25 protein-coding genes are annotated in these 20,961 nt (G+C 67.8%); 16 read left to right on the forward strand and 9 right to left on the reverse strand.

Annotated features, from left to right (window positions below; translation table 11 throughout):
- Positions 1 to 9: 9 nt before the first annotated feature.
- Together WS51_RS07695 and WS51_RS07700 are read left to right on the forward strand one after the other, a co-directional pair.
- Positions 10 to 219 (forward strand): hypothetical protein, encoded by a 210-nt coding sequence (locus tag WS51_RS07695; RefSeq protein ID WP_155773570.1) that lies wholly within the window; start codon positions 10 to 12, stop codon positions 217 to 219.
- A gap of 1 nt (position 220) precedes the next feature.
- Complete coding sequence (locus WS51_RS07700) at positions 221 to 1,273, forward strand: hypothetical protein (protein ID WP_059506662.1); 1,053 nt, start codon at positions 221 to 223, stop codon at positions 1,271 to 1,273.
- Positions 1,274 to 1,341: 68 nt separating this feature from the next.
- Here the strand turns inward: WS51_RS07700 and WS51_RS07705 are convergent, their stop codons facing one another.
- Positions 1,342 to 2,025, reverse strand: a complete 684-nt coding sequence (locus tag WS51_RS07705) for a helix-turn-helix transcriptional regulator (protein WP_059449503.1) — start codon at positions 2,023 to 2,025, stop codon at positions 1,342 to 1,344.
- A 283-nt stretch (positions 2,026 to 2,308) separates the two neighbouring features.
- Between WS51_RS07705 and WS51_RS07710 the strand changes: the two genes are divergently transcribed.
- The 8 genes from WS51_RS07710 to WS51_RS07745 all read left to right on the forward strand — a co-directional run bounded on the left by WS51_RS07710 (position 2,309) and on the right by WS51_RS07745 (position 8,237).
- Positions 2,309 to 3,001 carry a DUF2589 domain-containing protein gene (locus tag WS51_RS07710; RefSeq protein WP_059449502.1) on the forward strand — a complete coding sequence of 231 codons (693 nt, stop codon included), beginning with the start codon at positions 2,309 to 2,311 and terminating at the stop codon, positions 2,999 to 3,001.
- A 15-nt stretch (positions 3,002 to 3,016) separates the two neighbouring features.
- On the forward strand, positions 3,017 to 3,892 hold the full coding sequence (locus WS51_RS07715) for a DUF2589 domain-containing protein (RefSeq protein WP_236872345.1): 876 nt from the start codon (positions 3,017 to 3,019) through the stop codon (positions 3,890 to 3,892).
- A complete protein-coding gene (locus WS51_RS07720) occupies positions 3,876 to 4,322 on the forward strand; it encodes a lysozyme (protein WP_059449501.1) in 447 nt (148 codons plus the stop codon). Before WS51_RS07715 ends, WS51_RS07720 begins: the two co-directional genes overlap by 17 nt.
- A 169-nt stretch (positions 4,323 to 4,491) precedes the next feature.
- A complete protein-coding gene (locus WS51_RS07725) occupies positions 4,492 to 5,604 on the forward strand; it encodes an extracellular catalytic domain type 2 short-chain-length polyhydroxyalkanoate depolymerase (RefSeq protein ID WP_069228891.1) in 1,113 nt (370 codons plus the stop codon).
- A 55-nt stretch (positions 5,605 to 5,659) separates the two neighbouring features.
- Positions 5,660 to 6,202 carry a hypothetical protein gene (locus WS51_RS07730; protein WP_059506656.1) on the forward strand — a complete coding sequence of 181 codons (543 nt, stop codon included), beginning with the start codon at positions 5,660 to 5,662 and terminating at the stop codon, positions 6,200 to 6,202.
- Positions 6,199 to 6,819, forward strand: coding sequence for a hypothetical protein (locus WS51_RS07735; protein WP_059506654.1), 621 nt, complete (start codon positions 6,199 to 6,201; stop codon positions 6,817 to 6,819). Before WS51_RS07730 ends, WS51_RS07735 begins: the two co-directional genes overlap by 4 nt.
- A gap of 112 nt (positions 6,820 to 6,931) precedes the next feature.
- Positions 6,932 to 7,549 carry a hypothetical protein gene (locus tag WS51_RS07740; RefSeq protein ID WP_059449497.1) on the forward strand — a complete coding sequence of 206 codons (618 nt, stop codon included), beginning with the start codon at positions 6,932 to 6,934 and terminating at the stop codon, positions 7,547 to 7,549.
- Positions 7,550 to 7,619: 70 nt separating this feature from the next.
- Positions 7,620 to 8,237: a hypothetical protein gene (locus tag WS51_RS07745; protein WP_059449496.1), complete on the forward strand. Its 618-nt coding sequence runs from the start codon at positions 7,620 to 7,622 to the stop codon at positions 8,235 to 8,237.
- 64 nt (positions 8,238 to 8,301) lie between these two features.
- Here WS51_RS07745 and WS51_RS07750 read toward each other — a convergent pair whose 3' ends face one another.
- Positions 8,302 to 9,189, reverse strand: a complete 888-nt coding sequence (locus WS51_RS07750) for a DMT family transporter (RefSeq protein ID WP_059799714.1) — start codon at positions 9,187 to 9,189, stop codon at positions 8,302 to 8,304.
- A gap of 128 nt (positions 9,190 to 9,317) precedes the next feature.
- Here WS51_RS07750 and WS51_RS07755 point away from each other — a divergent pair, with 128 nt between their 5' ends.
- Positions 9,318 to 10,796 (forward strand): aminotransferase-like domain-containing protein, encoded by a 1,479-nt coding sequence (locus WS51_RS07755; RefSeq protein ID WP_069228892.1) that lies wholly within the window; start codon positions 9,318 to 9,320, stop codon positions 10,794 to 10,796.
- A 44-nt stretch (positions 10,797 to 10,840) separates the two neighbouring features.
- Here WS51_RS07755 and WS51_RS07760 read toward each other — a convergent pair whose 3' ends face one another.
- The gene (locus WS51_RS07760) at positions 10,841 to 11,749 is read right to left on the reverse strand and encodes a LysR family transcriptional regulator (protein ID WP_155628443.1); all 909 of its coding nucleotides are present in this window, start codon (positions 11,747 to 11,749) and stop codon (positions 10,841 to 10,843) included.
- Positions 11,750 to 11,926: 177 nt separating this feature from the next.
- Between WS51_RS07760 and WS51_RS07765 the strand changes: the two genes are divergently transcribed.
- Positions 11,927 to 12,793, forward strand: a complete 867-nt coding sequence (locus tag WS51_RS07765; protein WP_069228893.1) for an NmrA family NAD(P)-binding protein — start codon at positions 11,927 to 11,929, stop codon at positions 12,791 to 12,793.
- A 52-nt stretch (positions 12,794 to 12,845) separates the two neighbouring features.
- Here WS51_RS07765 and WS51_RS07770 read toward each other — a convergent pair whose 3' ends face one another.
- Positions 12,846 to 14,279 carry a nicotinate phosphoribosyltransferase gene (locus WS51_RS07770; protein WP_069228894.1) on the reverse strand — a complete coding sequence of 478 codons (1,434 nt, stop codon included), beginning with the start codon at positions 14,277 to 14,279 and terminating at the stop codon, positions 12,846 to 12,848.
- A gap of 74 nt (positions 14,280 to 14,353) precedes the next feature.
- Positions 14,354 to 15,394, reverse strand: a complete 1,041-nt coding sequence (locus WS51_RS07775) for a bifunctional nicotinamide-nucleotide adenylyltransferase/Nudix hydroxylase (RefSeq protein ID WP_059506642.1) — start codon at positions 15,392 to 15,394, stop codon at positions 14,354 to 14,356.
- A 185-nt stretch (positions 15,395 to 15,579) separates the two neighbouring features.
- On the opposite strand from WS51_RS07775, the gene WS51_RS07780 reads away from it, so the two are divergent.
- A complete protein-coding gene (locus tag WS51_RS07780; RefSeq protein ID WP_059506640.1) occupies positions 15,580 to 16,032 on the forward strand; it encodes a type II toxin-antitoxin system RatA family toxin in 453 nt (150 codons plus the stop codon).
- Between the two features lie 18 nt (positions 16,033 to 16,050).
- Here the strand turns inward: WS51_RS07780 and WS51_RS07785 are convergent, their stop codons facing one another.
- Positions 16,051 to 16,647 (reverse strand): DJ-1/PfpI family protein, encoded by a 597-nt coding sequence (locus tag WS51_RS07785; protein ID WP_059449488.1) that lies wholly within the window; start codon positions 16,645 to 16,647, stop codon positions 16,051 to 16,053.
- A gap of 101 nt (positions 16,648 to 16,748) precedes the next feature.
- Positions 16,749 to 16,913: a hypothetical protein gene (locus WS51_RS32005; RefSeq protein ID WP_155638752.1), complete on the reverse strand. Its 165-nt coding sequence runs from the start codon at positions 16,911 to 16,913 to the stop codon at positions 16,749 to 16,751.
- A 104-nt stretch (positions 16,914 to 17,017) separates the two neighbouring features.
- Between WS51_RS32005 and WS51_RS07790 the strand changes: the two genes are divergently transcribed.
- From WS51_RS07790 to WS51_RS07800, 3 genes are all read left to right on the forward strand, one after another.
- Positions 17,018 to 17,779: an N-acetylmuramoyl-L-alanine amidase family protein gene (locus tag WS51_RS07790; protein WP_069228895.1), complete on the forward strand. Its 762-nt coding sequence runs from the start codon at positions 17,018 to 17,020 to the stop codon at positions 17,777 to 17,779.
- A 49-nt stretch (positions 17,780 to 17,828) separates the two neighbouring features.
- The gene (locus tag WS51_RS07795; protein WP_069228896.1) at positions 17,829 to 18,215 is read left to right on the forward strand and encodes a lysozyme inhibitor LprI family protein; all 387 of its coding nucleotides are present in this window, start codon (positions 17,829 to 17,831) and stop codon (positions 18,213 to 18,215) included.
- A gap of 91 nt (positions 18,216 to 18,306) precedes the next feature.
- Complete coding sequence (locus tag WS51_RS07800; protein ID WP_069228897.1) at positions 18,307 to 18,834, forward strand: GNAT family N-acetyltransferase; 528 nt, start codon at positions 18,307 to 18,309, stop codon at positions 18,832 to 18,834.
- 76 nt (positions 18,835 to 18,910) lie between these two features.
- On the opposite strand, the gene WS51_RS07805 is transcribed toward WS51_RS07800, so the two are convergent.
- Together WS51_RS07805 and WS51_RS07810 are read right to left on the reverse strand one after the other, a co-directional pair.
- Positions 18,911 to 20,257 carry a glutamine synthetase family protein gene (locus tag WS51_RS07805; protein WP_069228898.1) on the reverse strand — a complete coding sequence of 449 codons (1,347 nt, stop codon included), beginning with the start codon at positions 20,255 to 20,257 and terminating at the stop codon, positions 18,911 to 18,913.
- A 146-nt stretch (positions 20,258 to 20,403) separates the two neighbouring features.
- Complete coding sequence (locus WS51_RS07810; protein ID WP_069228899.1) at positions 20,404 to 20,961, reverse strand: helix-turn-helix domain-containing protein; 558 nt, start codon at positions 20,959 to 20,961, stop codon at positions 20,404 to 20,406.

Genomic DNA, 20,961 nt, shown 5'->3' on the forward strand with positions numbered 1-20,961 from the left:
GAAGCCATCATGAAACAGCCAGTGCGAATCGTTTCCGTGCGCTATTCATGCGACTGCAAACCGCTGCGTGCGCCCGACGAAGCACTCGATGCTTATGCATCGCGCGTGCAGCGGGTCGCCGAAGCGCCGTGCGAACGCCACCTGTCGAGCACGCAACGCGAACGCGTCGCGATCCACGCGTTCGACGTGGACGTGCCGGACGCCGAAGGCGCACTGTGACATGGGCGCCCCGCGCTTCGGGCGCTGGCGCGCGCGGCCGGCGCTGCCGGCACCGCCACGCGCACCGGACGATCTCGCCGCGCAGCTGTGCGACGAATGCGAGGCGATGGCGCGCTATGCGCTCCATCACGGGCTGCCGATCGAGCCCGAACTCGTCGCGCGGCTCGCGGCGCTGATCGCGGCCGCCAGCTCGGGCAGCGCGTCGGCCGGCGCGTCGACCGCCACGCCGCTGACGCCCGCGCAGCAGCATGCGCTCACGGCAATCCACCGCAAGCTCGCGACGCTCGTCGCGCCCGCCACGCCGCAGGCCGTGACGCTGCTCGACATGCACCGGCGTCAGGCGCACCCGCTTGCGTGGCTCGGCCCGGTGCCGCTGATCCGGCTGCTGACCGGGTCGGCACTCGGCTTCCTGATCGCGGTCGTGCTGACGAGCCTGTCGCCGCACGTGTCGGGTGAGAACATCGAGCGAGGCTTCCTGCAATCCAACGGCATGCAACTGCTGTGGAACACGACGTTCCTGCTGTGCTGCGCGGGGCTCGGTGCGTCGTTCGCAACGCTGTTCCAGGCACACCACTACGTCGCCGCGTCGACCTACGATCCGAAATACGACGCATCGTATGGCGCGCGGCTGATTCTCGGCGTGATCGCCGGCCTGATCATCGTCCAGATGCTGCCGGCCCAGTTGTTCGCACAGGGCAGCATGCACAACTTCGGGCGGCCGGCGCTCGCGATGCTCGGCGGCTTCTCCGCGACGGCCGTGCATCGCGTGCTGCAACGACTCGTCGAAACGCTCGAGACGCTGGTACAAGGCGATCGCTCGACCGACGTCGGCGCGGCGCTCGCCGCGAATCGCGCGCGCGCCGCCAGCGAGCGCGCGCACTGGCAGGGCGAACTGGCGGCCAATCTGCTCGACCTCCAGCAATCGCTCGACGGCGGAGCATCCGCCGAGGTCGTCCGCGCGCGCCTCGCCGAATTCACGCGCGCGATGCTCGCGGCCCACCCCGCGCAGTCGGCCGCGGACGATCCGCTTCCGCCCGACGCCCCGAGGCAATAGCGCGATGCGGCGCGCATCCAGTGCTCGCCGGCCGCGCGCCCGTCCGGCTGGTGCGCCCGTCGCATGGATCAACCCGGCGAACCGCACGCCGTCGCGAACGCGAATGCCGCCGGCTCGGGCGGCACGTGGCGCGCGAGCCACAATGCGGCCTCGGTCCGGTTGCTCACGCCGATCTGACGGAACAGCGCGTACAGGTGGTTCTTGATCGTGCCTTCCGCGACGTTGAGCACGCGGCAGATCTGCTTGTTCGACTTGCCTTCGGCCAGCAGCCGCAGCACGTCGCGCTGGCGCGGCGTGAGACGCTCGAACGCGCGATCGTCGCCGGCCGGCAGGCCGCCCGGGCGCGCCTGCGTCGCGCCGCCGTCGTTCGGCGGCACGTATATCGCGCCGGCCGCGACCCGGCCGAGCGCATCCGCGAACTCGTCGGCGCTCGCGTGCCGGTCGATGATGCCGGCCGCCCCCGCCAGCAGCGCATCGGCGATGGTGCGGCGGCACACGGCCGCCGCCACGCACAGCCACGGCGCGCCGGCGAACGTCTCGCTCAGCACGCTCGGCCAACTCGGCCGCGCGGCGTGCTCGTCGTATTCGATCGTGATCGCCTCGACCGTTCCGGGCAGCAACGCGTCGCGCAAGCGCAAGACGTCCTCGGGACGGCGGGCCGACCACACATGCCAGCCGACATCGCGTTTACACAGCGCGTCCGCCACACCCGCGACGAATAACGGCGGGCTATCGATCATCAGAACGTTCATTGCGCGGTTTCCTCGAAATCGGGATGCTCGGTTTAGATTTTTTGTTTCCCCTACCCGGCGTTTTTTTTACCGCTGTTTCAGCCGCCGCGCACTAGGCCCGTCGCTCCGTGACGAATGGCCTAATTCGTCCGCACCGCGCCCCGCCGCGCATATCGATGCCCGCCGCAAGCCGGCCCGGGCCGCCGGACGTGACGGACGTCATATTTGGTAAACCTCTTCAATTTCCTAACGTGAATAAAGACAACGAATTTCCGTTGTCTCCAACACGAAGAGGAGTTTATTCATGGACGCGAATTTCATCGGCTCAGTGATTAACGCTTTACCCATGGACCAAATGATCGCCGGCCCGTTAAAGGCGATGATCAGTGCGCAGACGCAGGCCGCGAAGAGCTACGCGGATTTCCTGATGCAGGTCTGCATCCAGGGCGGCAAGGCCGTGGCCGTCCAGTTCGACTACGACGAGACGCTGGTGGACGAAAGCGGCGTGTCGAAGGGCGTCGTGCAGAAGACGATGCGCATCCCGCTGCTCGCGGCGATCGTTCACCCGATCATCGCGATCGAGGAAGGCACGATCGACTTCGAGATGGAGATCACGCAATCGGAAAAGTCGTCGTCGTCGACCGAGGCCGGCGGTGAATTCCAGGCCAAGTTCGGCTGGGGGCCGATCAGCGTCAGCGTGTCCGGGCGCGTGTCGCACAAGGCGGAGCAGACGCGCAGCACCGACACCCGCGCGAAATACTCGATCCATACGCAGGTGAAGCGCCAGTCGCCGCCCGAAGCGCTGATGCGCGTGATCGACTTCCTGACCGAAGCCGCGACCAAACCGGTCGTCACGGAAGGCAACGCGAAGGCCGTGAAGCCGCTGCCGGCGACGCCGACCGACGGCAAGCTGGTCGGCGATGCGTCGGCAACGGGCGGTAGCACCGCCGCGCCTGCCGGAGCCGGTTCGGACGCCCAGCAGCCGGCGCACGCGTAAGCGCGCGGAGCGGCCATGTTCAGGCTCTTCAGACGGTCACGCCGCGCGGATGGCGGCGGCCACGGCGATGGCGATGCGCGTGCCGGCAGCGGCGCGGCCGGGCAGGAACCGGACGCAACGATCCCGCCGCCGGCCGGCAATACCGGGACGGTGACGGCCACGGCCGCGCCGGCGGCGATGGCCGCTGATCCGGTGCACCACGCGCCGCCCGAGACAACCGGCTCACCGGCCGGAGCCGCTCCGGGCATGCACGACGCACCGGGCACCGCGCCCGGCGTGTCCGCCGGCGGCGTGCCGCCCGCGCCGCCTGCGCCGCCTGCGCCGCCTGCGCCGCCCGGCGCGCCGGCCGACGACGAGCGTCCGCCGCCGCGCGGCATCGCGCTCGACGAAATCGCACGCGGGATGCAGCATGCGGCGGCCGCCGCGAACCAGCTGCTCGCGCATCAGTACACGGCCGTGCTCGACCAGTTCTTCGATCTGCGCGACGACGGCCTGCTCGCACCGCGCGAGGTCACGGTCGCGCTCGACGCGGAGCACACGATGCCGGTGCCGCTCGTCGCGCTCGCCACGCCGCGCGGGCTTGCGCTGGACCGGATGATCGTGCACCTGACCGTGCGCGGCGACTTCACCGAGGCACTGCCAGCCGGTGGCATCGCGAGCGACGACGAGCAGCGTGGCCGCTTCTACGTGACGTTCGCGCCGCGCTCCGCGAAGAAGGACGCGCAAGGCAACGCACGACAGCGCGACACCGAGCACATCGACATCGAAATGCAATTCGCGGCACTGCCGCCTCCGGAAGCGATCATGCGCGTGATCGACGAATACACGCATCGCCTGGTACCGCGCGCACGGCCGGGCAGCAAGGAGAACGACGATGGCGAACCAGCCTGAGCACACCGGTGAGCAAGGCATCGCGCTGATCAAGCAGTTCGAGGGGTTGCGGCTCGCGCGCTATCTCGACGCGGTCGGCAAACCGACCATCGGCTACGGACACCTGATCCTGCCTAACGAGCGCTTCACGCGACCGCTCACGCCTGCCGAAGCCGAGGCGCTGTTGCGGCGCGACCTGCGCGGCGCCGAGCTGAACCTGCGCAAGCTGCTGCGCGTGCCGGTCACGCAGCAGCAGTTCGATGCGCTGATGTCGTTCGTCTTCAATCTCGGCGCGGGACGGCTGCGTTCGTCGACGCTGCTGCGCTACCTGAACGCCGGTGCGAGCGCGCGTGCAGCCGACCAGTTCCTCGTCTGGAACAAGGCCGGCGGCAAGCCGCTCGCGGGGCTCACGAAGCGCCGTCGGGCCGAGCGCGCGCTGTTTCTGTCGTGAGCGCCCGGACATCGCACCGGCCGAACGTCACGGGTCGCCGCGCATGTCGTTCGCGCCATTTCGCACGGCGTCGGCCGCCCGTAAGCTGAAACCGTCGCTGAAATCGTGCCGCAACCGTTCCAGCCATCCGTCATTCGTCATTCGCCATTCGTCACGACAGGAGCCCCGCATGAACGCTACTCGCTCGCCCGGCCGCACGACGCCGCCGTGTTCCACCATTTCGCGCACGCTGCGTCGCGTGCTCGGCACCGCATGCATCGCCGTAGCCGCCGTGGCGACGCTCGCGCCGCCCGCCGTCGCCGCCGCCGATCCGCTGCCCGCATACGGCGCCGACCTCCAGCGCACGTCGGTGTCGGGGCTGTCGTCCGGCGGTTTCATGGCCGCGCAGTTCGATGTCGCATTCTCGAGCCGGTTGATCGGCGCGGGCATTGTCGCCGGCGGCCCGTTCTACTGCGCGGGCGTGAACGCGCTGATCCCGCCCGCCGTGGCCGCGACCACGCTGTGCATGCAGCCGATCGGTCCCGCGCCATCCGCGGACGATGCATGGCGCGCCGCGCGCGTGTTCGCGCAACGCGGCGAGATCGACGATCCGACCGCGCTGCGCGGGCAACGCATCTACGTGTTCAGCGGTGCGAAGGATACGGTGGTGTCGACGCGCGTCGTCGACCAGACCGCGCGCTTCTACACGCTCGCGCAAGTCCCCGCCTCGAATCTTCAGTACCGCGAATCGCCGGACGCCGGGCATGCGTTCATCACGAACCGCGCCGAAGACAACGCATGCAGCGCGAACGCGAGCCCGTATATCGACAACTGCGGCTTCCAGCAGGCGCACGACATCGTGCGCTGGATCTACGCCACATCCGACAAGCCGCTCAATCCGCCCGCCGCCCAGGCAGCCGGCAAGCTGCTGAAGTTCGACCAGCGCGCGTTCGATACGCAGCGCCGCGCATCGCTCGGCGACACGGGATACGCATACGTGCCGGCCGACTGCGAGCGCGTGGCCTGTGCGGTCCACGTGGTGTTCCACGGTTGCGTGCAGAACGTCGCGGCCGTGGGCGAGAAGATGATCCGCGGCGTCGGCTACAACGAGATCGCCGATACGAACCGGCTGATCGTGCTCTATCCGCAGGTCGAGAAATCCGCCGTCAATCCGCTTGGCTGCTGGGACTTCTGGGGCTATACGAGCACCGATCCGCTTCACCCCGACTTTTACCGCCGCGACGCGCCGCAAATGGCCGCCGTGATGCGCATGGTGCAGCGCCTCGGCGCCGCGCGTCCGTAATCCGCGTACCGGCCGACGTCACGCCGCCAACGCCCTTTCATCACGAGGAATCGCCATGTTCTCCACGTTCATCGCCCAATGGGAACGCGCGCACGCCGACGCGCTCCAGCTCTTCGGCAAGTTCGCCGCGCAGACGACCGGCACCGGCGGCACGGCCGGCGGCCCCGCGTGGCGCGCGTTCGCGCACACCGCGCTGCTCGCCGGCCACCGTTATGCGGATGCATGCCAGGCAGCGACCGACGCGTTGTGGCGCGGCCAGCTCGCACGGCTCGCACCCGGCAGTTCGGCCGCCGCCGTCAAGGAGCTGGCGGCACTGAACGCCGATCTCGCGACACGCTTCACGCAAAGCCACGTGCAGCATGCGGGCGCGATGGCCGACGCGGCCGCGCAATATCTCGACGATCTCGGCCGCACGCGCGGCCCCGCCGATGCCGCGATGGCGCTCGGTCGCTTCGCGGGCGACCTGCAGGCCCAGACGCGTGCGCATGCGCTGCACGTCGCGTCGCTCGCGAACGGCGTCGCGCCCGCGCTTGCGCAATGGGCCGACCGAACGCTGCGCGACGATCGCGGCGCGCCCGATCAGGAGCAAGCGTCATGAACATCAAGCTCCGCTTCGTGAACCGCTCGAACGACTGCGGCAACAGCGAGGTCGTGCTGTTCCAGCGCGACGTGATCCCCGATCTGGACGCGTTTGCGATCGCGTGGAAGGTGATCCGGTATTGCGGGCGCGACTGCTTCCATCCGTTCGACTACTCGACCGACATCGACGTCGCGCTCGGCGACGAGCACGGCAACTTCTCGCCGCGCGTCACGGCACCCGCCGGCATGCGCTTCGTCGTCGACGCGCAACCCAACGGACGCGGCCGGCTCGTGCCCGACCCGGCCGATGCGCCGGGCGGCGACATCGAGGTCGTCAACCGGTTGCGGCGCGGCGCCGTGAACGTCAACGCGTTCAGCGCGGGCCGGCTGATCGCGGTGAAGCACGCGGTCGCGCCCGGCCAGAAGGCCGTGTTCCGCTTCACGCCGACGCTGTGGATCGGCGTGGCGTCGCAGGTGCAGGAAAGCCGCGCGCTGCACGCGGCGGTGATGTCGAGCGCGAACACGCTTCTGCCGCTCGCGGGCGTCGCCGCGGCCGACATCGTGATGACGGGCGGTGGCACCGGCACCGATGCGCAGCCGTATGCGTTCGCGCTCGAACACATCGTGCACGCGTAGCGCCGCCTCACTCGGATTGAATCGACTTGACGGCTCGGCTTCTCGGCGGGGCCGGCGGGAAAGGTGTGCGGCAGACCGACTGCCGTTTTTTTCAAACTCAAGGAGCAACGACGTGGATATCCAACTGAACCTGATCAACCGCTCGAACGACGCCAACAACTCGAGCGTCGTGATCTTCCAGAAGAATGTGGCGACCGACTTCGACGAACTCGCGATCGCGTGGAAGGTGATCCGCAATTGCGGCCAGGGCGACAACCATCCGTTCAAGTTCCCGATGACGATGAGCGTGAGCGCGAGCGACAGCTGGGGCAACTACATGCCGCAGCAGGTTGCCGCGAACGGCCAGGTGTTCCAGGTCGTGCGCTCCAGCTCCGGCGACGTGCTGCAGCTCGGCGGCGACCCGGGCGCGAGCTCCGAGGTGCAGGTGCGCAACGACCTGCCGGCCGGCGCGATCAACGCGACGATCTACAAGGACGGCAGCCCGCTCGCGCGCAAGACGTCGGTTGCGCCGGGCCAGAAGGCCGTGTTCCAGTTCAAGCCGACGATCTGGATCGGCGTCGCGTCGCAGATCGAACAGGGCGCGCTGATGAATTCCGCCGTGATCTCCGACATCAACACGGAACTGTCGCTGCTCGGCATCGCGAGCGCCGACATCGTGATGACCGGCGGCGGCCCCGGCCCGCGCTCGATGCCGTTCACGTTCCGGCTGGAAAACGTCGTGATGGCGTAACGGTCCGTGCGCCGGCGACGCACGGCCGGCGCCCATTAAATCAGTTATCCAAATCGAATCAAGGTGACTCATGGACATCAATCTCAACTTCGTCAACCTGTCGAACGACGTCAACAACAGCCAGATCGTGATTTTCCAGAAGAACGTGTCGACGGACTTCGACGAGCTCGCGATCGCGTGGAAGGTCATCACCAACTGCGGACGCGGCGACAACCATCCGTTCGTGTTCCCGATGCTGACGACCATCTCCGCGAGCGATGCCGACGGCAACTACATGCCGCAGAAGCGCGCGGACAACGGGCAGCTCTTCAACGTGTCGCGTTCGACGTCGGGCAACGTGCTCGCGCTGGCCGGCGCGGCGCCGACGTCGCGCGAGATCCAGCTGCGCAACGACCTGAGCCAGGGGGCGATCACCGCGTCGGTCTTCAAGGACAACCGGCTGCTCGCGCACAAGACGGGCATCGTGCCGGGCCAGAAGGCCGTGTTCGAGTTCAAGCCGACGCTGTGGATCGGCACGGCATCGCAGATCGAACAGGGCGCGGTGATGAACTCGGCCGTGCTGTCCGACATCAACACCGAACTGTCGCTGCTCGGCATCAAGAGCGCCGACATCGTGATGACGGGCGGCGGCGGCGGCACCACCGCGACCGCGTATCAGTTCCGGCTCGCGAACGTGGTGATGGGGTAAGCCGCGCGCCGCGCACGCGCGACGGCGAACGGACTGCCCCGTCACGTCGTCGCGCGCCGGCGCGTCAGCCCGCGCGCTGCACGGGCGCCATCTTCGAGAAGTACTTCGCGCCCGCGACGCAGCCGACGACCACGATCGTCACGGCCAGCATCGACGGCGGCACCGTCTCGTGCAGCAGCCCGGCGGCAAGCAGGAACCCGAAGAACGGCTGCAGCAACTGCAACTGGCCGACGCCCGCGATCCCGCCGAGTGCGAGGCCGCGATACCAGAACACGAAGCCGATCAACATGCTGAACAGCGACACGTACGCGAGACCCCACAGCGCGGCGGCGTCGACACCGTCGAACGTCGCGGGCCGTGTGAACCACGCAGCCGGCAGCATCGCCGGCAGCGACAGCACGAGCGCCCACGAGATCACCTGCCAGCCGCCGAGCTGGCGCGACAGGCGCGCGCCTTCGGCATAACCGAGCCCGCACGCGACGATCGCGGCCAGCATCAGCGCATCGCCCACCGCCGATGCGCTTGCGCCGTTGCGCAGCGCGAACGCGGCCACCGCACCGCTGCCGACGAGCGAGAAAATCCAGAACGGCAGCCGCGGCCGCTCGCCGCCACGCCAGACACCGAACAGCGCGGTCGCGAGCGGCAACAGCCCGACGAACACGATCGCATGCGCGGACGTCACGTGCTTCAGCGCGAGCGCCGTCAGCAACGGAAAACCGACCACGACCCCGAGCGCGACGACGATGAGCGACGCGGTTTCGGCACGCGTCGGCCGCTTCTGCTTCAGCGCGACGAGCAGCATCAGGCCGAGCACGCCGGCGATCGTCGCGCGCGCGAACGTGAGAAACAGCGGGTCGAGCCCCTGCACCGCGACGCGCGTCGCGGGCAGCGAGCCACTGAAGATGATCACGCCCAGCAGGCCGCTGAGCCATCCGTCGGTCGTCTTGTGCACGGGAAATCCTGATCGAAAAAGGTGGATGACCGATGATCCGCCGCGCGCGAAAAGCGCGTAAGCTACAGCCCAATACAATTCGGACAAACTGTACCGGACAACCGTCCGTACAGTTCCCCTCGCTCGCCATGAACCGTTCCGTGCAAGCCCCTGCCGCGCCCGCACCGTCGCGCACGCGCGTGGAAACCGTGATGGACACGCTGCGCGCCCGGATCTCGAGCCGCGCGCTGATGCCCGGCGCACGTGTGCCGTCGATTCGAATGATGGCCGACGCGCTGCACGTATCGAAATCGACCGTCGTCGACGCCTACGAGCGGCTCGCGAGCGAAGGCGTGCTCGTCGCGCGGCGCGGCTCCGGCTTCTACGTGTCGGGCCACGCGCCGCCGCTCGCGCTCGCCGAACTCGGCCCGCGCCTCGATCGCGAGCTCGATCCGCTGTGGCTGTCGCGCCAGGCGCTCGAGGCGGCGCCCAGCTCCGTGAAGCCCGGCTGCGGCTGGCTGCCCTCGTCGTGGCTGCCGGACGAAAGCTTGCGACGCGCGCTGCGCGCGGTGTCGCGCGACGAACCCGACGCGCTGACCGACTACGCGACACCGCTCGGGCTGCCCGCTTTACGTCAGCAACTGGCGTGGCGGCTCGCGCAGCACGGCGTCCATGCGGAGCCTACGCAGATCATGCTGACCGACGGCGGCACGCACGCGCTCGATCTCGTGTGCCGGCTGCTGCTGGAGCCGGGCGACACCGTCGTGCTCGACGACCCGTGCTACTTCAACTTCCAGGCGCTGCTGCGTGCGCATCGCGCGCGCATCGTCAGCGTGCCATACACGCCCACCGGCCCCGATCTCGCCCGCTTCGAGCAGGTGCTCGCCGAGCATCGGCCGCGCCTGTACATCACCAACGCAGCGCTGCACAACCCGACCGGCGCGACGCTCGCCCCGCCGGTCGCGCATCGGCTGCTGACGCTCGCGGCCGAGCATGGCCTGCTAATCGTCGAGGACGACATCTTCGCGGACTTCGAGAGCACGCCCGCGCCGCGTCTCGCGGCATTCGACGGGCTGTCGCGCGTCGTGTCGATCGGCAGCTTCTCGAAGACGCTATCGGCCGCGATCCGCTGCGGCTATATCGCCGCGCGCCCCGAATGGATCGACGCGCTCGTCGACCTGAAGCTCGCGACGTCGTTCGGCAATGCGCAGATCGGCGCGAATGTCGTGCACCGGCTGCTGGTCGACGGCACCTACCGGCGCCATCTCGACGGCCTGCGTGCGCAACTGGCCGATGCGATGGGCGAAACGATCCGGCGGCTCACGCGCGCCGGGCTCGGAATCTGGACCGAACCGCGCGGCGGCCTGTTCGTATGGGCGGAATTGCCCGACGGGCTCGATGCCGCGCGCGTGGCGCGCCATGCGCTCGACCATGACGTGGTGCTCGCACCGGGCAACGTGTTCAGTGCGTCGCATGGCGCGACGTCGTTCATGCGCTTCAACGTGTCGCGCTGCAAGGGGCCGGCGGTGTTCGATGCGCTCGGGCGCGCGATGGAGGCGGCACGGATGCCGACGCACGCGGCCGCGCAACCGGACACCCACGTTCGCACGCTCGCCCGCGAACGTTGACGGCGGGCGATTTTGCCAGGGCCTGTTCATGCTAATAACGGGCCCTAGGAGCCGGTCGCCACGATCTCCGCGACGAAATCGACGAACGCCCGAACCTTCGCGGGCGGCAGGTGACGCGACGGATAGTAGGCGAACAGCGGAAATGCCTCGCCGCGCCAATCCGCGAGCAGTTCGACGAGCCGCCCCTGCTCGATCAGGCCGGCTACCCCGCTCGCCTTGAAGCGCGCGATGCCCACACCGGCCAGACATGCACCGAGCATCGTGCCCGCGTCGTTGACGAGCAGCCTGCCCGTCGTCTTGACCGGCACGCGCTTGCGGCCTAGCTGATAGACCCACTCGAGCGGCTGACCGGTCAGCGTGTTGCGCATCTGGATGCACGCATGGCCTGCGAGATCGGCCGGCGCCGCCGGACGCCCGTGCCGTTTCACGTACGCGGGTGCGGCGACCGTCACCGCGCGCGTCTCCAGCAGCTTGCGCGCCACCAACGACGACGATGGCGGCTCGCCGAACCGCACCGCAACGTCGAATCCGTCGGCGACCAGATCGCCGAGCTGTTCGCGCGCAGCGAGCTCCAGCGACAGATCGGGATGGCGGGCCAGCAACGCCGGAAGATGCGGCGCCAGCACCCGCCGCGAGAAATACGCATCGACATTCACGCGCAATCTGCCACGCACGGTAGCGGCCGAGCCCGCGGCCAGCGTCACCGCGTCGCCGATGCCGGCGAGCAGCGGACCGATCTCTTCGTACAGGCGACGCCCTTCGTCGGTCAGCGTGACCGAGCGCGTCGTGCGATCGAGCAGCCGCACGCCGACGCGCGCCTCGAGCCGGCCCACGGCCCGACTGACGCCGGACGGCGACAAACCGAGTGCGTCAGCCGCGCGCGCGAAGCTGCCGCTTTCGACGATCGCCGCCAGCACGCCCACGTTCGCGAGAATTCTTCCGTCGATTCCCAGGATCTCATTCATGACAAACAATCACCAATCAAATGACATGGATTCGATTCCATCAGGAATCGCCGACTCCTATCATGCAACCCGATGCATCGCGACGGCAAGCCCGAACGCGACGTGCAGTTACGGCACCCGAAACGTTCGGCGCGCCCAATCCCTTATCGATGAGGATTTCAAACCATGTATGCCATTACCGGTATCACCGGACAAGTCGGCGGCGCGCTCGCGCGCACGCTGCTCGCGGCCGGCCGACCCGTGCGCGCCGTCGCGCGCAGCGCGGATCGTGCTGCGCCGTGGATCGCACGCGGCTGCGATGTTGCAGTTGCCGAAATGAGCGACGCCGCCGCGCTCACGACGGCCTTCTCGAATGCGGATGGCGTCTTCGTCCTGCTGCCGCCATGCTTCGATCCGTCGCCGGGATTCCCCGAGACGCGCGCCGTCATCGATGCCGTCGGTGCGGCATTGCGCGCCGCGCGGCCGCGCAAGGTCGTCTGTCTGTCGACGATCGGCGCGCAGGCCACGCAGGAGAATCTGTTGACGCAACTGACGATGGTCGAGCAGGCGTTCGACGACTTGCCGATGCCCGTCACGTTCCTGCGCCCCGCGTGGTTCGTCGAAAACGCCGCGTGGGACGTGGCAACCGCGCGCGACACCGGCGTGATCCACAGCTTTCTCCAGCCGCTCGACAAGCCGGTGCCAATGGTCGCTACCGAGGATGTCGGCCGGACCGCGGCCGCACTGCTGCAGGAAGAATGGACCGGCACCCGTATCATCGAACTCGAGGGGCCGCGGCGGGTCAGTCCGAACGACCTCGCGAACGCGTTCACCCGTGCGCTCGGGCGCCCGGTGCACGCCGAAGCCGTGCCGCGCAACACGTGGGCGGCGCTGTTCGACGCGCAGGGAATGCGGCATCCCGCGCCGCGCATGCGCATGCTCGACGGTTTCAACGAGGGCTGGATCGAGTTCGAGTCGGCACGCGAGGATGTCGTTCGAGGAGAAATCGACGCGGACGCCGTGCTGCACGCGCTCGTCGCCCGCGTCGCCTGAGCGCGACCGGGACGGCGGCCGATGTCGTCACGCCGCCGCCCCGGCCGCCCGATCATGCCTCCGCCGCGTGCGCCCGCGCCCGTACCTCGGCGAACGTCGTATCGACCGGCATCCGCCCGGTATCGAACACCGTTTCGAGCGCGTCGTCCCATTCGCCTTCGAGCGCGCGGTCATCCCATGCAACGGGCAGTGTCGTGGTGCGATACTCGCCCGTGCGCCGATTGCGCAGCAACGTGAGCCGTCCCTTCTTCGATCGCTTGCCCTGATCGGTGACGGGATCCTTGCGGACGTCGTGCCATACGTCGCCACGGCGGATCGCCGAGCACTTCATCGCGAAACGCTGCGTATCGCGGTTCACCTGCTGCAGCAGCGCGCCGCCCATGCCGAACACGACGTTGCCCGCCGCATAGCCCGCGTCGTCGAGCGCGGAGAGGATCGCTTCGATCGACAGCTCGTCGACGCCGTCGCCCTGGATCACGCGCACACGGCTCAGCACGCGCCGTCCCTTGCCGTTCACGCTCGAACCGAACGATGCGTCGAGCGCGCGCACGGTCTGCAGCACGATCGCCACGGGGTCGCCGGAATCGGGACGCACGACCAGCGTCGCGCCCGAATCGAGCACGGCTTGCCGCAGCTCGCCGCCCCACAGCTCGAGCGCGGCGAACAGATCGTAGGAGTCCGACACGACCGACACGATTGCGCCGGGCAGCCCGAAGCGAGCGATCATGTTGCGATACGCATCGGCTTCGTACTGGCGCCCCCACGACGTGATCGTGCTGTGCTCGGCCGCCGGCACCGAATACGCGGCCATCGGCTCGTGATAGAAGCGGTTCGCGGCGAGCACGCCGAGCACGGTATCCGAACCCATGAAGCTCACGAGATGCGCGGCGCCGCCGATCGCGGCCGATTCCGCGCTCGATACGCCGCGCGCGCCGAAGTCGTGCAGCTTGAACGGCAACTGCGCGAGATCGTCGTCGGTTTTCTCGAGAAAGCGTCGGATCGTCTGCCGCAAGTGCCAGCTGCGCGTCGCGACCGTCACCGGGTACCAGATCCGCAGCAGCATCGTCTCCAGATACGACGCGAGCCAGAATACTTTCGGGTCGTCGCACTCGACGGTCATCAGCACGTTATGGACCGGCACGATCGCCCCCTCCGGCACCGCGCGAATCTTCACCGGCAGGTAACCGTCGTAGTGCTTGACGATATGGCGCCAGCCGTCCTCGTTGAACGGCTCGCCATGCACCGCGAAGAAATCGCGGGCGTCGTCGATCATCGCGTGCGTGACGGGCCGGCACAGATATTCCTTCAGCAGCATCTGCAAGCCGAAGAACAGCGTGCGATCGTAGCGGCCGCCGCGCGATTCGACGTACGAGAACATCGCCTGCGCGTCGGGCGGATACTGGAGGAAGTGGGACGCCTTGTACGAATCCGTGTTGAGGATCGGATTGGCGAGAGTCGCGGCAAAGCCGCCGGGATCGTTTTGCATGGCTAGAGCTCCTCTAGGCCGTTGAAGCGCCGCCGCGTCTGTCGCGGCGGACCGGATTCCGGGGAATCAGCGTGTCACAGCTTCCCCAGGAAGTGATACGCGATCTCGAAGTGATCCTCGAACATCACGTTGCGCATCTGCGCGAATTCGTTGAGCGGCACCCAGCGCGCCTTGTCGGCGTCGTCGCTGCCCTTCACGCGCGGCAGCTCGCCGGTCGGGAAGTTGAACAGGCATGCGTGCGTGATCGTGCGGCCGCGCAGCGAGCGGGCCGGATGATCGAACACCTGACGATCCTTGATCGAGCCGCGCAGCACGGGCTCCGGCAGCTTCAGGCCGGTTTCCTCGCGCAGCTCGCGAATGCACGCCGCATCGAGCCGCTCGTCCTGGTTCACGAATCCGCCCGGCAGCGCCCAGAGGCCGCGGCCCGGTTCGCTGCGCCGGCGCACGAGCAGGATGTGGCCCGAGTGCACGACCACCGCATCGACCGTCACGAACGTGACCGGGTACGGCGCGGCCGACCATGCCTTGCGATATGCGGCGATGAATTCGGCCTCCGCCTTCAGCTGCGCGAATTCCGGTTGCGTGCGGAAATGCTCGAGCCAGCGGAACACGGGTTCCGGCACGGCCCATTGCACGAAGCTGTTGGTGCGTTCGGCGAAATACTGGTCGCGGATTTCGGTGGCGGAAATGTCTTCGGTCGCGTCGACGTCGACGAGCTCCCATTGCGGGAACATCCGCAGGTAATACGACGTGGCGTCCTTCTCGTGGCCGATCAGCCCGACCTTGCGCTGCGCGACGTCGCCGAGCGCGGCGGCCACGGCATCCTGCACCCAGCGCACCCAGTCGCCATCGTTGTACGTCGAATCCTGCACGGGCGCGACCGTCACGCGCTCACGCTCCGACGGCTCGAGCAGCGAGGCCAGCATCTGGCAGCGCTCGTCGAACGAGAACGGATCCTTGATGGTGCGGGGCTTGTCGGTCGACCCGATCAGCACGCACACGCGCTCGGCCCGGCTCAGTGCCGACTTCAGCACGTTCAGGTGACCACGATGCGGGGGCTGGAAACGACCAATGAAAACGAGCGCGTCGAAGCGCCGGCTCTGTTGCGTACTCATGAGGCTCCCTCAAGAGATTGAAACGCTTCGGGTCTGTCCCGAAGGCATGGAATGGATCGTAGGTGAATTCCCGGAGAAGGTCAATCGAGCACGCGCTCGACTTGACGAAGTCTGAAGAAATGCACGACGCCGGCGAGTTACACTCGATTCCATCCCAATCCGCGCGTTGCGCCCCGCCATCCATCATGAGGATCTCAGTCAGCCGGATCGTCGGCGTCGATCGCAGACGCCTCTTCACGTGGTCGCAGGACTATGCGCGGCGGCTCGTGTGGGACAGCTTCCTCGCCGATGCCTATCTGCTCGACGGGATGACGGCCGACGTCGGCGTCGACGCGTTCTGCCGCAGCCAGTCGGGCGCGACGATGGTGTCGCGCTACACGTCGTACCGTCCGCCGCAGGTGGCGGCCATCGAAATGGTCGACGGGCCGAAAGTGCTCGAACGTTTCAGCGGCAGCTGGAATTTCACGGAACGCACGCCGGGCACGACCGAAGTGAAGTTCACGTACCACTTCCGCGCGCAGCCGTCCTGGCTGCGCTGGCTGCTCGAACCGCTGATCGGCGCGTTCTATCTCGTGCACACGCGCCGGCGCCTCGATTCGTTCAAGCGCTGGGCCGAAGCGGAGGCGTTGCCGCGCTGACGCGCGATGCCGCGCGCATCAGAGGAACGGCGAAATGTTCGCGATTGCCCGCGAGACGTAATCGTCCTTCTCGCCCACCGGCGCCACATAGTGAATCGCGCTGCGCGCGGCCTCGACGCCCGCCAGACGCGCGATGAACCACGCGGCCAGATACTGCGACGACAGGCACCCACCGGCGGTCGCGACGTTCCCGCTGGCCACGAACGGCTGGTCGAGCACAGCCACGCCGGCTTCCTGCACCCACGGCTTCGTGGTCAGGTCGGTGCAGGCAGGGACATCGCCCAGCCACCCCAGCTTCGCCAGCACGAGCGTGCCCGAGCACTGCGCGCCGAGCAACTGCCGCGCGGGGTCGAACCGCAATTGCGCCATCAACGCGGCATCGGCGACGACGTCGCGGGTCCGCACACCGCTGCCCACCAGCACGGCGTCCGCGTCGCAGGCGTCCTGCAGCGACGCTTGCGCGTCGATCGTCACGCCGTTCATCGAGCGCACGCGGGCGGTCGGGCTCGCGATCGAAACCCGCCAGCCCGGCTGCTTGACCCGGTTGAGAATGCCGAGCGCGATCAGCGAATCGAGTTCGTTGAAACCGTCGAAGGTCAGGATGGCGATATGCACGGGGCCTCTGCGTGGGGACTTGGTACCGCACGATCATAAGCCGTTCGCGAAATCGGTGCAGTGCGTCGTCGCATGCGCGGCCACCGCTGTCGCCCGGCCGCTCACGCGAAGCCGCGCGCCACCTGCTGCCGGACCTGCGCGTGCGTGCCCAGCGCGGCGTGCGCGAAAAGCGTCGCGAGCGCGCGGCGTTGTGCACCGCTCGCCGACCGCGCATGCTCGGCTGATTGCCGGCGCCCGCTTCCATGCGGCAGCAGCCATTTCGTCATTGCGGCGCCGCCGGCAACCGCTATAATCGCGCGACATTCCGACTGCATTGAGCAGGCCGACGGCGCGCCATGCGACGCGCCGCATGCCCTCCTCGACAACAATAATGACAAACCGAACCGTTCGACGCCTTCGCCCGTTCGTGCGCGCCGCCGCGCGCGTGCTCGCATGCGCCCCGCTGCTGGGCGTGCCGCCGGCGCTGCATGCGGCCGATGCCGCAAGCCCGGATGCGCAGCCGGCCTCCGGCCGCTACATCGTCGTCGACACCGGCCATACGCCAGCCCATCCGGGCGCCACCGGCGCGAGCGGCCGAGTCGAATACCGGTACAACCTCGACCTGTCCGCCGCCGTCGCGGAGAAACTCGCCGCGCACGGCGATCGCGTACTGCGGACGTCGGCCGACGGCCGCGAGATCGCCCTCGACCAGCGCTCGACGCAGGCGCCCGACGCGAACCTGTTCGTGTCGATCCATCACGATTCGATGCAGCAGCAGTTCATCGACGCGGGCCGGCAACGCGAATTCCGCGGTTTCGCCGTGTTCGTGTCGGAGCGCAATCCGCACTACTCGGAAAGCCTGCGTTGCGCGAAGGCGATCGCCGAGCGGCTGGTCGCGGCCGGCGAGCGGCCGTCGCTGTATCACGCGCAGCCGATCAAGGGCGAGAACCGTCCGCTGATCGATCCGCAACTCGGCATCCACCGCTTCGACGATCTCGTCGTGCTGCGCACCGCGCCGATTCCGGCCGTGCTCGTGGAGGCCGGCGTGATCGTCAATCCCGACGAGGAAAGGCGTCTCGCTCAGCGCGAGACGATCCAGCGCCTCGCCACCGCGATCGCGGGCGGGATCGACGCGTGTACAGCAGCCAGGTAAAGGCGGCGCCCGTCGGTTTCAACGGTTTTCACCAGAGAGGAGCACCACCATGAAGAAGAATCTGCTCGTATCCTGCGCGCTGCTCGCGCTCGCCGTTCCGTTCGCCGCGCATGCGGCCGGCTGCGGCAAGCCGCGCAGCGCGTTCGACCAGGTGTACTGCAGCAGCAACGAATTCTCGCAACTCGATCGCGAGCTGAACGACGAATACGGCCGCGTGCGCAAGCAGTTGAACGGTGAGCAGCAGGCGAAGCTGAAGACCGGGCAGCTCGCGTGGATTAAGCAGCGCGACGATCGCTGCAGCGAGACGCGCGACGACGGCTACCTCGTGAACCTGCAATGCGCGATCGATGCGACGCAATCCCGCCTGTCGTTCCTGCGCGAACGCGAGCGCGAGTGCGCAAGCACCGGGTGCGTGACGGCGAAGCTTGGGGAGTAACCGCCGATCGGGTACCGTGCCGTGAGTCGATTCGCGGCACGGCGCCTCCTTTCGCGCACTATCCAACATTCGGCAATCCGATCGCATATCGATGACATCGAACATGACAACGGTCGACATCCGCGCCGCAACGTCCATCGATGCACCGGCCATCGCCGACATCCACGTCGCATCGTGGCGCGCCACCTACCCCGACATCGTGCCTGCCTCGTATCTCGACGGTCTGTCGGTCGAACAGCGCGCCACCGTCTGGCGCGAGGTGCTCGACGCCGGACAGTCACGTGTCGCACTCGCGTTCACGGAAGGCGAGCTCCGAGGCTGGATCAACTATGGTCCGACGCGCGACACCGACAAGGATTCCACCTGGGGCGAAATCGGCGCGATCTATCTGCATCCGTCGCATTGCGGCCGGGGAATCGGGGCCGCGCTGGTCGCCCATGCGCGCCGATCACTGCACGACGCAGGGCATGAATGGGTGTCGCTGTGGGTGCTCGTCGAAAATCATCGTGCGAAGGCGTTCTACGAACGCGAAGGTTTCGTTGCCGAACGCGATACCAAGACGTTCGAGATCGACGGTGTGCCGATCGACGAAATCCGCTATTGGCGTGCGCTTCCCTAGCGACGCATTCAGTCCGTTTTCCATCCGTTTCCCGTCGGGTTGCCGCCGCGTCGCGGCGACGTCACGCACCACGCCATCACAGAAACCACCGATACTCCCGCGCTCCGATCTCGTTGCGAAAATCCAGCTCCTCCTGCCGCTTGTTTTCGCAATACACCATCACGAACTCACTGCCGAGCCCTTCACGCACGCCCCCGTGATCCTGCATCGCCGCGACGGCCGACAGCATCTCCTTCGGAAAATCGATCCCGCTGCCGCGATCGTCGTTGAGCGGCGCGATCGGTTCGAGCCGTGCGTCGAGCCCGTGCTCCATCCCGCTGAGAATCGCCGCGAGCACGAGGTACGGATTCGCGTCCGCGCTCGCGAGCCGATGCTCGATCCGCAGGTTGCGCGCGTCCGAGTCGGGAATCCGGATGCACGCGTCGCGATCCTCGAAGCCCCAGCTTGCCCGACTCGCCGCATTGACCATCGACCCATAGCGCCGGAACGCATTGTGATTCGGCGCGAACACCGGCATGCAGTGCGGCAGCAGCGCAAGGCAGCCGGCCACCGCGTGCCGCAGCGGCCGCTGCGCGTCCGCCGCAAGCAGGTTGCGGCCCGCGTCGTCGTACAGGCTCACGTGCACGTGCATCCCGCTGCCCGGCGCATGCAGATACGGCTTGCCCATGAAGCTCGCACGATAGCCGTGCCGCAACGCGACGCCGCGCGTGCTGCGACAGAACAGCGCCGACCAGTCGGCCGCGCGCAACGCGTCGTCGGTATGGCCGAAGTTGATCTCGAACTGGCCCGGTCCGAGCTCGGCCGTGATCACCGTCGCGTCGACGCCCTGCTCGCGCGCGGCCTCGACCATCTCGTGCAGCACGTCGGAAAACCGCGACAGCCGTTCGATGTGCATGTTCGGCTGATCGTCGCGGTCATCGCTCAGGCGATCGCGCGGATACTGCGGCATCCCGTCGGCAAGCTGCGCCGCGAACAGGTAGAACTCGAGCTCGAACGCGACGACCGGCCGAATGCCGCGCGCCGCGAACCGCCGCAGCACGCGCGCCAGCACTTCGCGCGGCTCGAACTCGATCGGCGCATCCGTGCCGTCCGAGCTGATCAGCATCTGCGCGAGCGGCTGCCGCTCCCAGCGCACCGGCTTCAGCGTGCCGGGAATCAGGCGTCGCGGCGCATCCGGATCGCCGTCGTTGAAACAGTAATCGCCGATCTTGTAGAGGCCGCCCTGCGTGCCGAGCAGCACGCAATTCTGCGGCAGCTTCAGCAGCGAACCGGAGGCAACCTTCTCGAGCGCATCGATCGGATAGCGCTTGCCGTAGAAATGGCCCGGCAGATCGAGACAGATCAGGTCGACATAACGGATCTCGGGGTGCGCCTGCCGGAATGCGCGGACTTCATCGACCAGCACGGGAGCGGCGTCAGCCATGTCTCATCCTTTCCATGTCTTGTATGGCGGTGCCGCGACGCGGCGAACCGGACTCATCGGCATGCGGTACGTCACATGCCTGATGTCGATCAGTACTGCAAACCGGCTGAACGGCACGACGCCCGCTCGGGCCGCCGCCGTAAAACTCAGGTGAACACCCAGATCACGCGTGCCAGTACATCGCCCAGGTTCGCGTACCGAAACCGCTTGTGCGCGGGAAGCTGGAATGCGTCGTTCGGGCCGAGCGTGACGGGTGTGTCGTCGCCGTCGATCCAGATCGTCAGCTCTCCTTCGAGCACGAATCCGCCCTGCTCGTCGCTGTCGTCGACGGAGCGCTCGCCGCTGCTCGCACCGGGCGCAAGATGGCTCTCCAGGATCGAAAACCGCGAACGCATGTTCGGCGACACGAGGATGTCCGTGATGCCGGCCGCGTAATACACGGTGCGCCGCTCGTCGGGCCGCGTGACCCACGGCACGCTGCGCGGCTTGCTCAGGCTGTAGAAATACGTGGTCGGCACGCCGAGCGCCTCGCCGATCGCGGTCAGATCCGCGACCGTCGGGCGCGACAGTCCGCGCTCGACTTGCGACAGAAAACCGACCGAGCGGCCGATCCGTTCCGCAAGCTCGTTGAGCGTGACCTTGCGATGCTTGCGCAGATCGCGGATCAGGATCGCCAGACTTTCTATTTCTTCCTGTTCGTTCAT

The organism is Burkholderia territorii, from assembly GCF_001718335.1.
Lineage (GTDB): Bacteria > Pseudomonadota > Gammaproteobacteria > Burkholderiales > Burkholderiaceae > Burkholderia > Burkholderia territorii.

What these genes read in the sequence shown, in the direction of transcription:
- WS51_RS07755 (WP_069228892.1), top strand. Translation starts at nt 9,318, where the DNA reads ATGAACCGTTCCGTGCAAGCCCCTGCCGCGCCCGCACCGTCGCGCACG.
- WS51_RS07720 (WP_059449501.1), top strand. Translation starts at nt 3,876, where the DNA reads ATGGCGAACCAGCCTGAGCACACCGGTGAGCAAGGCATCGCGCTGATC.
- WS51_RS07795 (WP_069228896.1), top strand. Translation starts at nt 17,829, where the DNA reads ATGAAGAAGAATCTGCTCGTATCCTGCGCGCTGCTCGCGCTCGCCGTT.
- WS51_RS32005 (WP_155638752.1), bottom strand. Translation starts at nt 16,913, where the DNA reads ATGACGAAATGGCTGCTGCCGCATGGAAGCGGGCGCCGGCAATCAGCC.
- WS51_RS07715 (WP_236872345.1), top strand. Translation starts at nt 3,017, where the DNA reads ATGTTCAGGCTCTTCAGACGGTCACGCCGCGCGGATGGCGGCGGCCAC.
- WS51_RS07770 (WP_069228894.1), bottom strand. Translation starts at nt 14,279, where the DNA reads ATGCAAAACGATCCCGGCGGCTTTGCCGCGACTCTCGCCAATCCGATC.
- WS51_RS07730 (WP_059506656.1), top strand. Translation starts at nt 5,660, where the DNA reads ATGTTCTCCACGTTCATCGCCCAATGGGAACGCGCGCACGCCGACGCG.
- WS51_RS07765 (WP_069228893.1), top strand. Translation starts at nt 11,927, where the DNA reads ATGTATGCCATTACCGGTATCACCGGACAAGTCGGCGGCGCGCTCGCG.
- WS51_RS07745 (WP_059449496.1), top strand. Translation starts at nt 7,620, where the DNA reads ATGGACATCAATCTCAACTTCGTCAACCTGTCGAACGACGTCAACAAC.
- WS51_RS07695 (WP_155773570.1), top strand. Translation starts at nt 10, where the DNA reads ATGAAACAGCCAGTGCGAATCGTTTCCGTGCGCTATTCATGCGACTGC.
- WS51_RS07810 (WP_069228899.1), bottom strand. Translation starts at nt 20,961, where the DNA reads ATGAACGAACAGGAAGAAATAGAAAGTCTGGCGATCCTGATCCGCGAT.
- WS51_RS07735 (WP_059506654.1), top strand. Translation starts at nt 6,199, where the DNA reads ATGAACATCAAGCTCCGCTTCGTGAACCGCTCGAACGACTGCGGCAAC.
- WS51_RS07800 (WP_069228897.1), top strand. Translation starts at nt 18,307, where the DNA reads ATGACATCGAACATGACAACGGTCGACATCCGCGCCGCAACGTCCATC.
- WS51_RS07710 (WP_059449502.1), top strand. Translation starts at nt 2,309, where the DNA reads ATGGACGCGAATTTCATCGGCTCAGTGATTAACGCTTTACCCATGGAC.
- WS51_RS07805 (WP_069228898.1), bottom strand. Translation starts at nt 20,257, where the DNA reads ATGGCTGACGCCGCTCCCGTGCTGGTCGATGAAGTCCGCGCATTCCGG.
- WS51_RS07790 (WP_069228895.1), top strand. Translation starts at nt 17,018, where the DNA reads ATGACAAACCGAACCGTTCGACGCCTTCGCCCGTTCGTGCGCGCCGCC.
- WS51_RS07775 (WP_059506642.1), bottom strand. Translation starts at nt 15,394, where the DNA reads ATGAGTACGCAACAGAGCCGGCGCTTCGACGCGCTCGTTTTCATTGGT.
- WS51_RS07780 (WP_059506640.1), top strand. Translation starts at nt 15,580, where the DNA reads ATGAGGATCTCAGTCAGCCGGATCGTCGGCGTCGATCGCAGACGCCTC.
- WS51_RS07705 (WP_059449503.1), bottom strand. Translation starts at nt 2,025, where the DNA reads ATGAACGTTCTGATGATCGATAGCCCGCCGTTATTCGTCGCGGGTGTG.
- WS51_RS07700 (WP_059506662.1), top strand. Translation starts at nt 221, where the DNA reads ATGGGCGCCCCGCGCTTCGGGCGCTGGCGCGCGCGGCCGGCGCTGCCG.
- WS51_RS07725 (WP_069228891.1), top strand. Translation starts at nt 4,492, where the DNA reads ATGAACGCTACTCGCTCGCCCGGCCGCACGACGCCGCCGTGTTCCACC.